The following is a 12,945-nucleotide window of genomic DNA, read 5'->3' on the forward strand; positions in this document are numbered from 1 at the left end:
GAAAAAAATATCAAGTTATTGTAATCTAATATACAAGTGATTGGTCTATTTACAAAAATATATCAGTGGTATTATAGCTATTTTATAAAGATTATGTATGAAATGTTTTGTCATATCATGAATTTATGATGAAGTACGCACGTAAATTGGAAACATGGTATTGTAATTAGAGGTTAGACGTGATGAGCAATTATAAGCCTAAAGTTCTTAAGGGTTTGTAGTTGTTTAATGATCGCTGAAGCAACTAAAACAAGTAGTTTTTGCAATTGTGATTGTCATTTGGAAGCTTTCTTTAACCCAAAATTACATTTAACGAAAAATAATGAATTGAAACCAATGATGTGAAGAAAGAGAAACGAATTCAAAATTTAATACCAACTGTTCTATATCTAAGGATTATGCATCTAGCTTGATTTCTGGAAAAATACCGTAGAACTCTAATTCTCTTCTTGTGTGTTCCATTTTCAGAGTTACCTGTTCCCTATATCTACGAGTAAGTACAAAAATCAAACTTGATTCTTAAAGCAGAATACTTAGATAATTAATAACCTGGAAAGAGCTAAAGAAGAAAGCAATAAGATAAATTTAACTGCCTTCTTAGCTAAAGCTTTCTAGTTAATAAACCTAATACTACTATTCCTATTTTTCCTTTAATTAAGATTTACCTTCTGCTAGGAAATTTAGGAAATGGTTTTCTCATTTCAAGTTTTGGGAACATAGTTAGATTGTAATTATTTTTTACTATGCTTGTGTTAGGTGTAGAATTTGCCTTGTATAACTTGAAAATATAGCTGCAGGTATATAGAGATTATTTTCTAAAACCTGTTGACTAATGTATTGACATGGAATTAAAGCAGGCTGAGTTCCATATATATTAATAGACTCAGCACCACTTTAAAGCAAGATTTACACTATAGGATAGGGCCGATGAGACTTAATGAATGGATTAATCAAAAATTCTTTCCATCCATTTCTACTCAATTAGAACCAACAGAGCAGCTTTCTTTCAAGACTCATAAATCCTTGAAATTGTCTGTAATCACTCAGTTTTTTCCTCCAGACTATGCAGCTACGGGACAGTTAGTGGAAGAACTAGTGAGAAATTTAGGTCAACAAGGAGTAGATGTTGAGGTTTTTACCAGCCAACCTGGGTATGCGTTTCAGTCAGCTACTGCACCCTCTGTTGAGCGTCAGGGTAGAGTAAGAATTCAGCGATCGCGTACAGCACAACTTTGGCCGGGACGAATTCGTGGTAAGGCCATCAATGGTGTTTTATATACTGTGCGTGCTTTCCTCTATCTCATGAGAGGCTGGCGGCGCAGTAATTTATTGTTATTGACTACAGCACCTCCATTTTTGCCAATTGTTGGATATCTAGCACATAAATTTTTCCGATTGTCCTATGTCTGCATATTGTATGACCTCTATCCAGACATTGCGATCGCCCTCGGAGTCATCTCCAAACATAACTGGATGACCAGATTATGGCAGAAACTCAATCAGCAAATTTGGCTCAATGCCAAAGGGATCATAGTGCTGAGTCCTGGGATGAAACAAAGAGTGGTAGCACATTGCCCACAGATAGCTGATAAGGTTTCTGTAATTCACAGTTGGGCAGATCCAGAATGGATTAAGCCTATTGATAAACATAAAAACTGGTTTGCATGGAAGTATAATCTTGTCAACAAATTTACCGTACTTTATTCCGGTAATATGGGTCGCTGTCATGACATAGATACTATTGTGCAAGCAGCTAGATATCTGCATGATGAACCAATCCAGTTTGTTTGTATTGGTGGGGGAGCAAAACGCAACGAGCTAATCGAGGAAGTGAAGGTATTAGGGTTGAACAACTTCTTGTTTTTACCCTATCAGGATCAACAAGTACTTCCCTATTCCTTAACTGCTTGTGATCTAGCGCTAGTAAGTGTAGATGCATCTTCAGAGAGTATGGTCGTTCCTAGTAAGTTGTACTCAGCTTTAGCGTCAGGACGGCCGATAGCAGTGATATGTTCGCAAGATTCTTACTTAAGAGAAATGATTGCAGAAGCCAACTGTGGTGGCACATTTGACAACGGAGACGGATATAGTTTAGCCCAATTTATTCGCTTGCTCTCTAACGATCCACAACTAGCACAGAGCATGGGTAAGTCGGGTCGTCAATATTTGCGATCGCATTTCACACCAAAAATCATATCTAAACAATACCTTGAGGTTTTGCAGCAAGCGATATTTGCTGAAGGTGTGGTCACTCTATCAGAAAGCCGTACCAAGTAAAGGTGCTTGATGGGGCTTTATATGTCAAATTTCTGGTTACTTTTATTTGGTGCATCATCACCATTTTCTGTTCTTTTATTGAACAGTTCGACTTACTGAAGTTTTCCTGAACATTTATTGGTTTGAATGACTATTTTTATCTCAAAATAGTGAGATAACCAGCTTGCTAAATAATTTTTATAGCAAGTTATATTTCTTTCATGAAGCAATTCAAACTTATATATGGACATGACATATAGTATATTTTTGCTGCCACTAAACTATGCCCCATTTTAATTGGTGTATTTCACTATTAAATAGTTCAAGAATTCAGGTAAAATATCGCTAAAATTTTGATTCTTAATCTTGGATAAACACCAATTTATAGAACCTTCATCTAGATAACGTCAGCATATCGGCATTTTGCGACTTTACATGAAACTTCAAAAAATTAGGAACTTATTTATATAAAAAATATTTAATTGTGCTAAATAACCATGTTATAGTTACTTTCGTAACATTCTCAAAGAGGGTTAATTTATATTAAACTTAACTCTAAAAATACAAAAATATTCCTCAATAAAAAGGTTAAATTATTGGATAAACATACTTTACCTATTAAATAACTTTGTTTTTATAATGATTGTATAGGGCTTTTCAATAAAGCATTTTCGCAGATTAGTTGAATAAATTATTTTCAATTTTATGGAGATGGGCTTTGATGGTCTTATAGATCTCAGTCCCTCCAAACCTAACCTTCCTGATTTTGTTGTCTATTTATTGATATGGGAGGTCAAATTGCAGAGAAGGTGTGACCGAAATCGTAAACGCTCAAAACGGCGTGCTATCTACTGTCCATGTCACGGCTGCTATCTCGATAGCGTCAGCCAAAAATATCAGCTATATGCTACTCAAGCAGGACAGTTGCAGCAGCGAGGTATAAGTAGGCGTAATGCATTGATGCTAGTAGCTAATCAAGGTTCAGTATTAATAGATGGAGAATGGCTAGAGGCATTTTGGTGCGATCAATGCCAGCAAACCAAATGGTATCACGTCTATAGGTGCGGTGAGCGTACATATGAACTTTCACTAGCACCTAGAGAGCTTTGGCAACAGGTAACAGGAGTCAATCATCCTGAGGGAAACCCTTCTGTAGGCGAGTTTACTCGCAGACAAGCAAGAGTACTTGGCTATAAAAGTATTAAAGATTTTCATTTTGTAGGTCAGCATTAAAAATCTTCAACCAATACCTAACTTATGAATAGCCAAGAAATTATACAATCTCAGCCAGAATTAGTAATTGAAGCTGGACGTACAGAACAGCAGTATTGGAAAGACCTATGGCGTTATCGCGAGCTATTATATTTTCTTGCTTGGCGTGATATTTTGGTGCGTTACAAACAAACCTTTATTGGTATAGCTTGGGCGCTTATCCGGCCATTTTTAACGATGGTGGTGTTTACTGTCGTTTTTGGTAATTTAGCGAAATTACCTTCAGAAGGTGCGCCCTATCCAATTTTGGTGTTTGCTGCTATGTTACCTTGGCAGTTTTTTTCCAATGCTTTAGGTGAGTGCAGTAACAGTTTGATTGCTAATGCCAACCTGATATCTAAGGTCTACTTTCCGCGTTTGATTGTACCCATCAGTGCAGTAACTGTCAGCTTCGTTGACTTTATGATTTCTGGCATAATTTTGCTAGGATTAATGGCTTGGTATAATTTTATTCCCGGTTGGCGAATACTAACACTGCCTTTATTTATAGCTATTGCCTTTGCAGCTTCTATGGGAGTAGGGCTTTGGCTAGCAGCATTAAATGTAGAATATCGAGATTTTCGCTACATTGTGCCATTTATCATGCAATTTGGCCTATACATATCACCAGTAGGCTTTAGTAGTAGCGTTGTCCCAGAGAAGTGGCGTTTACTTTATTCTTTAAACCCAATGGTGGGGGTAATTGATGGTTTTCGCTGGGCAATTATAGGAGGAGATTCAAGTATTTACTTGCCAGGGTTTATATTATCCATGTTATTAGTGGCCTTTTTACTGATAACTGGTATCTGGTATTTCCGCAGAATGGAACGGACGTTTGCTGATGTAATTTAGAAAGGAGCAAAGCAGATGTCTGATGTTGTAATTAATGTAGAGACTTTAAGTAAAAAATATATTATTAGTCATCAACAGGAGCGTTCTGGACGCTACCGCTATAAGGCTCTGCGTGATGTCATTGCAGATGGAGCTAAATCCCTCGCTCAAAAATTTATCAAACCTGCTGCGAAAGAATTTTCCAATCCAGCCCTAGAAGAGTTTTGGGCATTGAATGATGTTTCTTTTGACATTAAGCAAGGTGAAGCCATTGGTATTATTGGGCGTAATGGTGCTGGTAAATCGACACTTTTAAAAGTTTTGAGCCGCATCACAGAACCAACTACGGGACGTATTGCTATTAAAGGTCGAGTAGCGAGCCTCTTAGAAGTAGGTACAGGATTTCACCCAGAACTAACTGGGAGAGAGAACATCTACCTCAATGGTTCTGTTTTAGGTATGAGTGGACTTGAAATTCGGAAGAAATTTGATGAGATAGTTGCTTTCGCTGAGGTAGAAAAGTTTTTAGACACACCAGTAAAACGCTATTCTTCCGGAATGTATGTGCGCCTTGCTTTTTCTGTAGCAGCCCATTTAGAACCAGAGATTTTAATTGTCGATGAAGTGTTAGCTGTAGGCGATTCTTCTTTTCAAAAGAAATGCTTGGGCAAAATGGGGGATGTAGCAACCAAAGAAGGTCGCACTGTCTTATTTGTTAGCCACAGTATGCAAGCGATCGCTCAGTTAACACAACGTTGTATCTTTCTTTCCAAAGGTAAAGTTCAGTTTGATGGTAATACTAACAAAGCAGTTAACCTATATCTAACTGAACAACAACAAGATCATACTGCGCCCAAAGCTTACTACCAAGCTCCTGAGAGTAAAACGGGCAATTATGTAGCTTGGGCACGTATACATACCTCTGAAGGTCAAGGCATTCAATGTTGGGGAGAATCAATTACATTTGAGTTTGCATTACACATCACTCAACCCCATGAAAGCCTACGTTTTGCTTTTCAAGTTGTCAGTGCCTTACAACAACCTATCTGTATTTTCTGGTTTTTTGATTCCCAGGCTTCATTTTGTCAAGAACAAGGGACATTTATTCTCCGATGTGAAATTCCCAAATTTAGACTTTATATGGGTTCCTACACACTCACAACATGGTTAGCTGAACGGGTGAGTGAGACCATACTAGAAAACTTGAGAGAAATATGTCCATTTGAAGTGACTATGCACAAATTTGAACGTCCAGATTATCAGTGGCAAGCTGATGAATGCCTATATCTGGAAGATGCAGTGTGGCAATCTGTAGAGCAAATGTAATCATTAGGTTTTTATTGCAAGCGATAGGTAGACAATAAATGCCAGTAAATCATGATGTCAAGTTAGGTACAAATGTCAAAATTTTCCATTCTCATCTTGTGAATCTTTACGGTTGCGAAGTGGGTGATGAAACCAAGATTGGTGCATTTGTAGAAATTCAGAGTGATGTCAGGGTAGGAAATCGATGTAAGATTTCATCACATAGTTTTCTGTGTGAAGGAGTGGTCATTGAAGATGAAGTTTTTATCGGTCATGGAGTCATGTTTACTAATGACTTATACCCCCGCGCTACCAATGAAGATGGTAGTTTAAAAACAGCAGATGATTGGTACACAGTTAAGACTTTGGTGAAGCGCTGTGCATCTATTGGGAGTAATGCTACTATTCTGCCAGGAATAACTATTGGTGAAAAAGCCATGATTGGCGCTGGTGCAGTAGTCACAAACGATGTTCCTGATTATGCAATTGTCGTAGGAGTACCAGCTCGTATTATTGGTGATGTCAGAAGCCGTTGTCAAAATATGGAAAAGTCAGCTAGTGGTGTTGGCTAATCATTAAAATTAAGAATTTTCCAAAGCAGATTATCAATAAATTAAGAATGAATCTGCTTTTTTCTGCATTTTACTAAAAGCGACGGTAAACTTCAATTCGTGATTGGACGAGGTTTTTCTCCCCGTCGCTTTGGACATAGGACATAGAGAAGAATTTACCAATGCCCTATGCCCAAAAATTCCATCCCGTTGTGTATGGAGTTTTTCATACTATTTCCTGCTAATTCTTGCAAATCTAAATTTAATTAACGATAAAAATGGCAAATAACATTAATATCGGTGTCATTGGTTATGGTTATTGGGGCCCTAACTTAGTACGAAATTTTGCTGAAATTCCAGGAGCAAAAGTTACAAGTATTAGCGATTTTAAGCCAGAGCTACTAGCAAAGGCACAATCTCGCTATCCATCGGTGAAAGTTACTACAGACAGCAGTAGCTTATTAAAAGATCCAACAATTGATGCGATCGCAATTGCTACCCCTGTTTCTACACATTTCGATTTAGCCTTAGCTGCATTAAAAGCTGGTAAGCATGTATTGGTAGAAAAACCCATGACTACCACTTCCGAGCAGGCTATGCGCTTGATTGAGGAAGCAGAAAAACGCAACTTAGTATTAATGGTAGATCACACCTTTGTCTACACAGGTGCTGTCCGCAAAATGCATGACCTAATTGCCACTAAACAATTAGGTGATATTTACTACTATGATTCTGTACGTGTTAACCTAGGTCTGTTTCAGCATGATGTAAATGTAATCTGGGATTTAGCAGTTCACGACCTTTCGATCATGAACTATGTGTTGCCATCCCAGCCTTATGCAGTCTCCGCCACAGGTATCAGCCACGTAGCTGGAGAACCAGAAAACATTGCTTACTTAAGCTTATTCTTTGAAAACAATTTAATTGCTCATATTCATGTAAATTGGCTAGCACCTGTAAAAGTACGCCGCACCCTAATTGGTGGTAGCCAGCGCATGATTGTTTACGATGACTTAGAACCCAGCGAAAAAGTCAAAATTTACGATAAGGGAATCACACTAAATGGCAATTCTGAAAGTGTTTACCAAATGCTGATTGGGTACCGTACAGGAGATATGTGGTCTCCCAAGTTAGATATGACTGAAGCCTTACGGGCTGAAGGTTTACATTTTATTGATTGTATTACCAAAGGCGATCGCCCCATTACTGATGGTGAAGCAGGGCTGCGGATAGTCAGAATTCTGGAAGCTGCAACCCAGTCAATGAAACAGCAGGGTCGATTAATTGAACTCAACTTAGCAGAGGTAGCGGCATGATTCCATTTGTAGACTTAAAATCTCAGTATCTCAGCATTAAACAAGAAATTGACAACGCTGTTTTACAAGTTCTAGATAGTACCCAATTCATTTTGGGTAATGAAGTTCAAACTTTAGAAACAGAATTTGCCAGTTACTGCAATGCTGATTTTGGTATCGCAGTTAATACAGGTACTAGCGCCCTCCATCTCGCATTACTAGCTGCTGGAATTGGCCCGGGTGACGAAGTAATTACTGTGCCTTTTACCTTTGTAGCAACTGTTGCCGCAATTTGTTACACCGGAGCAAGACCTGTCTTTGTCGATATTGACCCTGTTTCCTACACCATCGATGTTACCCAAATCGAAAAAGCGATCACTGAGCGCACAAAAGCCATTTTGCCGGTACATTTGTACGGTCAACCCGCAGATATGGAGCCAATTTTAGAGATTGCTCGCCGTTATGACTTGATTGTGATTGAAGATGCAGCCCAAGCTCATGGTGCTGAGTACAAAGGTCAGAGAGTAGGTAGTATTGGGGATTTAGGATGTTTTAGCTTTTACCCAGGGAAAAACCTGGGAGCCTATGGTGAGGGTGGTATGGTGGTCACCAATCATCCTGAATATACCCAGAAAATGCGGATGTTGCGTGACTGGGGACAGGAACAAAGATATCACCATGTTCTGAAAGGCTACAACTATCGCATGGATGGTATCCAAGGAGCAATTTTACGAGTCAAGTTACGTTATCTAGAAAATTGGACTGAAGCTCGCCGCAACCATGCAGCACTTTATGATCAGCTATTGGCAGACTCATGGCTCAAGACTCCAGTGGTGATGCCCTATAGCCGCCATGTCTATCATATATATTCTGTGCGTTGCCCTGGCAGTGATACTATGCCGCCATCACAGCAGCGTCAAGCTTTGCAAAAAATGCTCAATGAGCAAGGCATCCAAACAGGGATTCATTATCCTATTCCGGTACATCTGCAACAAGCTTATGCAGATTTAGGCTACAAACTGGGAGACTTTCCTTGGTCAGAAAAAGCAGCCCATGAAGTTTTATCCTTGCCAATGTATGCTGAGTTAAAAACATCACAGATTCAGACTGTTGTTGAGAGTCTCCAAAAATTTGATTGTGGGGAAAAATTTCGATGAATAATAACAGTCTTAGCTTGAATCGTCAGCACTTAATGACACTGATACAGAATGTCATTGAAAGTTGTAACCTCCAGCTTAACGATGTTATTTCAGTAGTAGCAGCAGCTAAAGAAGACTTCAATTTAGAGGAACACGATACTATTGTACTAGCAGAAGCAGCTACAGGACATTATGGACTTACATCTGACAATCGACCTGGTTTAAATTACCGCCGCTTAGTGACCTTGATGCGTCAGGCTATTGAACGTTGTCACTTACAACTACAAAATACTATTGTACTCACAGAAGCAGCCACTGGAGCTTATGTTGTTACACCTGTCGTAGCAGCAATGGCTGGAGCAAAGAAAGTGTATGCCATGACTCGCAATAGTCGTTATGGCACAATAGAGCAAGTCATAGAGCAGACATATCAATTAGCTAAAATCGCTGGCGTAAGTGAGTGTATCGAAATTATCACCGAGAAATCAAAAGAGATAGTAGCTCAAGCTGACATTATTACAAATAGTAGTCATGTCCGCCCTATTGATGCAGAGATGATTTCTGGGATGAAAGCAACAGCTGTGATCTCGCTCATGTATGAAGCTTGGGAATTTAGACCAGATGATATCGATATAGAAATCTGTCGCCAACGAGGTATTAAAGTAGCTGGAATTAATGAACGCCATCCATCGGTAGATGTATTTTCATTCCTCGGATTAATGGCAATTAAGCTATTACTTGATGCAGGGATTGCTGTTTATAAAAGCAACATTTTATTGTTATGTGACAACCATTTTCAAAATTTTATTGAGAGTGGTCTCATCAATGCTGGTGCTAAAGTTGACAGTTTTCAGAATGTATCACTAGCTCCTAAAGACGCAGTATACGATGCCATTGTGGTGGCGATGCAGCCTCAATTAGCACCAGTTCTATCTAACATAGAAGCTGAACTAATTGCAGAACGTTGGCCGGGAGTGGTAGTTGCTCAGTTTTGGGGTGATATAGATCGTTCTGCTTTTCTGGCTCATAGCATTCCTGTATGGCCGCCAAATGCACCAAATAAAGGTCATATGGCTATTTTGCCGTCAGCAATCGGCCCAGAACCGATCATCCGCTTACAAACGGGAGGATTAAAAGTAGGAGAGTTGCTTTGGCGTTCTTCTCAACAAGATAAAACATCAAGGGCAACAGCAGAATTTCTCAATTCTGAGTATATTGACGAGATGATTTCTTCTTAGCAAATAGGAGAAAATATATGCGAATTTCAGAAATAAGCCATTTAGTAAACGTAAAAGTATTACATGATGGTGATTTTAATTCATTGGGCTTGCTGTCACATAATGCAGATAAAATGCTGGTCACGCTATACGATCCAGCTTATCTCCATCAAGTTATTGTTAACCCTCATATTACTTGTGTAATCACAACACCAGAAATTGCACTCGACTTACCCGATAATTTAGCGATCGCAGTTTGTGAAGATCCGCAAACAGCCTTCTACCAGATCCATAAATACTTATTCACAAACACAAATTTTTATTGGGATGATTTTGATTCCGAAATATCACCGGAAGCAACTATCCATGAGCGTGCCTATATAGCTCCTAAAAATGTTCGCATTGGTAAGGGCAGCATTGTTGAGCCTAACGCAGTCATTCTTGAACGTTCTATCATTGGCAATCATGTGACTATCCGTGCTGGAGCCGTGATTGGGGGAGAAGGCTTTGAGCCAAAATATCTAGAAGGTAAGCAAATTATCTTACCCCATGCAGGGGGTGTCCTGATTCATGACGGAGTAGAAATTCAAGCCAATAGCCACATAGCCCGTAGTGTTTTTGGTAGCTTTACGGAAATCGGTGAAGATACTAAAGTAGATGCTTTAGTACATATTGGTCACAATGTGCGGATAGGTTGTCGTTGTACTATATGTGCGTTAACAGGTATAGCTGGCAGCACTGTCATTGGTGATGATGTTTTTATTGGTGGACATACTGCCATATACCCAGACCTCAAGATTGGTAACAATGCTTTTATTGGCATCAAGTCTCTAATTAGAAAAGATGTTCCTGAGTATGCTCTCATGACAGGGAACCCGGCTCGATTTGTACGTTGGCTGAATGGACATACACCAGAAGAGAGTAAACAAAATGCAGAATAAGCGAATTTTAATTACAGGTGGTGCTGGCTTAGTAGGTTCTCATATTGCCGATTTATTGGTCAAGGAAGGAGCCTCGGAAATTATCGTCCTCGATAACTTCACTCGTGGACAGCTGAGTAACCTAGCTTGGGCTCAAGAAAATGGGCATTTGGTAATTGTAGAGGGTGATATCCGCGATCAAAAACTCCTTGCCGATATTATGCAAGGTGTGGATATTGTGTTTCATCAAGCAGCTATTCGGATTACTCAATGTGCCGAAGAACCGCGTTTGGCATTAGAAGTGCTGGCAGATGGTACGTTCAATGTTTTGGAAGCAGCAGTTAATGCCAAGGTGAAAAAAGTAGTTGCAGCGTCTTCCGCTTCAATCTATGGTATGGCTGAAAGCTTCCCAACAACAGAGTCTCATCACCCCTATGATAACCGCACAATTTACGGTGCTGCCAAGACCTTTAATGAGGGTTTACTCCGTAGTTTCCACGCTATGTATGGGTTGGACTATGTAGCATTACGCTACTTTAACGTTTATGGGCCACGGATGGATATTTACGGTGTTTACACCGAAGTGCTGATTCGGTGGATGGAAAGAATTATTGATGGTAAACCACCACTAATTTTTGGTGATGGCAAACAGACTATGGACTTTGTCTATATTGAAGACATCGCCAGAGCAAATATATTGGCTGCTAAATCCGATGTGACTGACGAAGTATTTAACATTGCTAGTGGTGTGGAAACTAGCTTAAATGAGCTTGCCTATAGCTTGGCTAAGGTGATGGGTACCAATCTCCAGCCAGAGTATGGGCCAGAACGCAAAGTCAACCCCGTGCAACGCCGATTGGCAGATGTCAGCAAAGCAAAGAAATTATTGGGCTTTGAAGCAGAGATTTCTCTGGAAGAAGGTTTGGAAAGACTGGTGAATTGGTGGCGTGAGCAAAAAAGGGCGAAGGAAATCAGCAATGTCTGAGCAGATGAAGAATATCCCAATTATGAAACCTTGGATCGGGGAAGCAGAAGCTGATGCAGCGAGGCGACCGATTCTAACAGGCTGGGTAACTCAGGGGCCGGAAGTTACTGCCTTTGAACAGGAATTTGCCACATACCTGGGCGCACCTTATGCCTGTGCAGTCTCCAATTGCACCACAGCACTGCACCTTGCTCTATTGGCGGTTGGTGTTAAACCAGGAGATGAGGTAATTACAGTCAGTCACTCCTTCATTGCCACCGCTAATAGTATTCGCTATTGTGGAGCGACACCAGTTTTTGTGGATATTGAACCGCAGACGTTTAATATCAATCCACTTTTAATCGAAGCTGCCATCAGTCCTCGTACTCGTGCCATTCTGGTGGTTCACCAGATGGGAATGCCGTGTAACTTAAAAGCCATTCTAGAAATTGCTCACCAGTATTCGCTGCCAGTCATTGAAGATGCGGCTTGTGCAATTGGTAGTGAAATACTTTGGGATGGGCAATGGGAGAAAATTGGCAAGCCACACGGAGATATTGCCTGTTTTTCATTCCACCCACGCAAGATAATTACTACTGGGGATGGCGGGATGCTGACTACAAGCAATCCCGAATGGGACAAACAGTTTCGCCTCTGGCGGCAACATAGTATGAGCGTTCCTGACACTGTACGTCACGGTGCCAAACAAGTAATTTTTGAGTCATACCCAATCTTAGGCTACAACTACCGCATGACAGACATCCAAGCGGCAGTGGGCAGGGAACAACTTAAACGCCTACCAGAGATTGTCGAACACCGCCGTTTTCTGGCAAAGCGATACCAGCAATTGTTGGCAGATGTGTCTGGTTTAAAGTTACCAACTGAGCCAGCTTGGGCACACAGTAACTGGCAGAGTTACTGTGTTCGCTTACCTGCGGAATGCAATCAACAGCAAGTAATGCAGACAATGCTGGATGCAGGGATTTCTACAAGGCGGGGAATTATGTGTTCTCATCGAGAACAGGCCTATGTTCATGAAGCTTGGTCTTGTGGAATTGCTCAGGAAAAGTGTGATTGTAATGCCGGACGATGCGATCGCCTTTGGGAGAGTGAGCAAGCACAAGATTGTACTATCTTACTACCTCTGTTTCATCAGATGACTCCAGAGGAACAGAACTATGTGGTAAAAGTACTTAAACAAGCTCTTATTTAGTTA

The 12,945-nt window shown here is 40.2% G+C and carries 11 protein-coding genes; all 11 read left to right on the forward strand.

Annotated features, from left to right (window positions below; translation table 11 throughout):
- Window positions 1-927: 927 nt before the first annotated feature.
- The 11 genes from AACU25_RS07635 to AACU25_RS07685 all read left to right on the forward strand — a co-directional run bounded on the left by AACU25_RS07635 (window position 928) and on the right by AACU25_RS07685 (window position 12,942).
- The gene (locus tag AACU25_RS07635; protein WP_096574619.1) at window positions 928-2,277 is read left to right on the forward strand and encodes a glycosyltransferase family 4 protein; all 1,350 of its coding nucleotides are present in this window, start codon (window positions 928-930) and stop codon (window positions 2,275-2,277) included.
- Window positions 2,278-3,054: 777 nt separating this feature from the next.
- Window positions 3,055-3,489, forward strand: coding sequence for a hypothetical protein (locus tag AACU25_RS07640; protein WP_096583565.1), 435 nt, complete (start codon window positions 3,055-3,057; stop codon window positions 3,487-3,489).
- 24 nt (window positions 3,490-3,513) lie between these two features.
- On the forward strand, window positions 3,514-4,359 hold the full coding sequence (locus tag AACU25_RS07645; RefSeq protein WP_096574620.1) for an ABC transporter permease: 846 nt from the start codon (window positions 3,514-3,516) through the stop codon (window positions 4,357-4,359).
- A 15-nt stretch (window positions 4,360-4,374) separates the two neighbouring features.
- Window positions 4,375-5,664: an ABC transporter ATP-binding protein gene (locus AACU25_RS07650; RefSeq protein WP_096574621.1), complete on the forward strand. Its 1,290-nt coding sequence runs from the start codon at window positions 4,375-4,377 to the stop codon at window positions 5,662-5,664.
- A 38-nt stretch (window positions 5,665-5,702) separates the two neighbouring features.
- Window positions 5,703-6,215, forward strand: coding sequence for an acyltransferase (locus tag AACU25_RS07655; protein WP_096574622.1), 513 nt, complete (start codon window positions 5,703-5,705; stop codon window positions 6,213-6,215).
- A gap of 257 nt (window positions 6,216-6,472) precedes the next feature.
- Window positions 6,473-7,510, forward strand: coding sequence for a Gfo/Idh/MocA family protein (locus tag AACU25_RS07660; protein WP_096574623.1), 1,038 nt, complete (start codon window positions 6,473-6,475; stop codon window positions 7,508-7,510).
- Window positions 7,507-8,646 (forward strand): DegT/DnrJ/EryC1/StrS family aminotransferase, encoded by a 1,140-nt coding sequence (locus AACU25_RS07665; protein WP_096574624.1) that lies wholly within the window; start codon window positions 7,507-7,509, stop codon window positions 8,644-8,646. Before AACU25_RS07660 ends, AACU25_RS07665 begins: the two co-directional genes overlap by 4 nt.
- On the forward strand, window positions 8,643-9,866 hold the full coding sequence (locus AACU25_RS07670; protein WP_321206581.1) for a hypothetical protein: 1,224 nt from the start codon (window positions 8,643-8,645) through the stop codon (window positions 9,864-9,866). The genes AACU25_RS07665 and AACU25_RS07670 overlap by 4 nt, the downstream gene beginning before the upstream one ends.
- 17 nt (window positions 9,867-9,883) lie before the next feature.
- A complete protein-coding gene (locus AACU25_RS07675; RefSeq protein WP_096574625.1) occupies window positions 9,884-10,786 on the forward strand; it encodes a UDP-3-O-(3-hydroxymyristoyl)glucosamine N-acyltransferase in 903 nt (300 codons plus the stop codon).
- Window positions 10,776-11,750 (forward strand): SDR family NAD(P)-dependent oxidoreductase, encoded by a 975-nt coding sequence (locus AACU25_RS07680; protein ID WP_096574626.1) that lies wholly within the window; start codon window positions 10,776-10,778, stop codon window positions 11,748-11,750. Before AACU25_RS07675 ends, AACU25_RS07680 begins: the two co-directional genes overlap by 11 nt.
- Window positions 11,743-12,942 (forward strand): DegT/DnrJ/EryC1/StrS family aminotransferase, encoded by a 1,200-nt coding sequence (locus AACU25_RS07685; RefSeq protein WP_096574627.1) that lies wholly within the window; start codon window positions 11,743-11,745, stop codon window positions 12,940-12,942. Before AACU25_RS07680 ends, AACU25_RS07685 begins: the two co-directional genes overlap by 8 nt.
- The last annotated feature ends 3 nt before the right edge of the window (window positions 12,943-12,945 follow it).

It is taken from the genome of Tolypothrix tenuis PCC 7101, from assembly GCF_963874875.1.
GTDB classification, from domain to species: Bacteria; Cyanobacteriota; Cyanobacteriia; order Cyanobacteriales; family Nostocaceae; genus Aulosira; species Aulosira tenue.

Bases quoted from the DNA above. Each gene is read 5' to 3' on its own strand.
- AACU25_RS07680 (WP_096574626.1), top strand. From the start codon at position 10,776: ATGCAGAATAAGCGAATTTTAATTACAGGTGGTGCTGGCTTAGTAGGT.
- AACU25_RS07665 (WP_096574624.1), top strand. From the start codon at position 7,507: ATGATTCCATTTGTAGACTTAAAATCTCAGTATCTCAGCATTAAACAA.
- AACU25_RS07635 (WP_096574619.1), top strand. From the start codon at position 928: ATGAGACTTAATGAATGGATTAATCAAAAATTCTTTCCATCCATTTCT.
- AACU25_RS07650 (WP_096574621.1), top strand. From the start codon at position 4,375: ATGTCTGATGTTGTAATTAATGTAGAGACTTTAAGTAAAAAATATATT.
- AACU25_RS07670 (WP_321206581.1), top strand. From the start codon at position 8,643: ATGAATAATAACAGTCTTAGCTTGAATCGTCAGCACTTAATGACACTG.
- AACU25_RS07685 (WP_096574627.1), top strand. From the start codon at position 11,743: ATGTCTGAGCAGATGAAGAATATCCCAATTATGAAACCTTGGATCGGG.
- AACU25_RS07675 (WP_096574625.1), top strand. From the start codon at position 9,884: ATGCGAATTTCAGAAATAAGCCATTTAGTAAACGTAAAAGTATTACAT.
- AACU25_RS07655 (WP_096574622.1), top strand. From the start codon at position 5,703: ATGCCAGTAAATCATGATGTCAAGTTAGGTACAAATGTCAAAATTTTC.
- AACU25_RS07645 (WP_096574620.1), top strand. From the start codon at position 3,514: ATGAATAGCCAAGAAATTATACAATCTCAGCCAGAATTAGTAATTGAA.
- AACU25_RS07660 (WP_096574623.1), top strand. From the start codon at position 6,473: ATGGCAAATAACATTAATATCGGTGTCATTGGTTATGGTTATTGGGGC.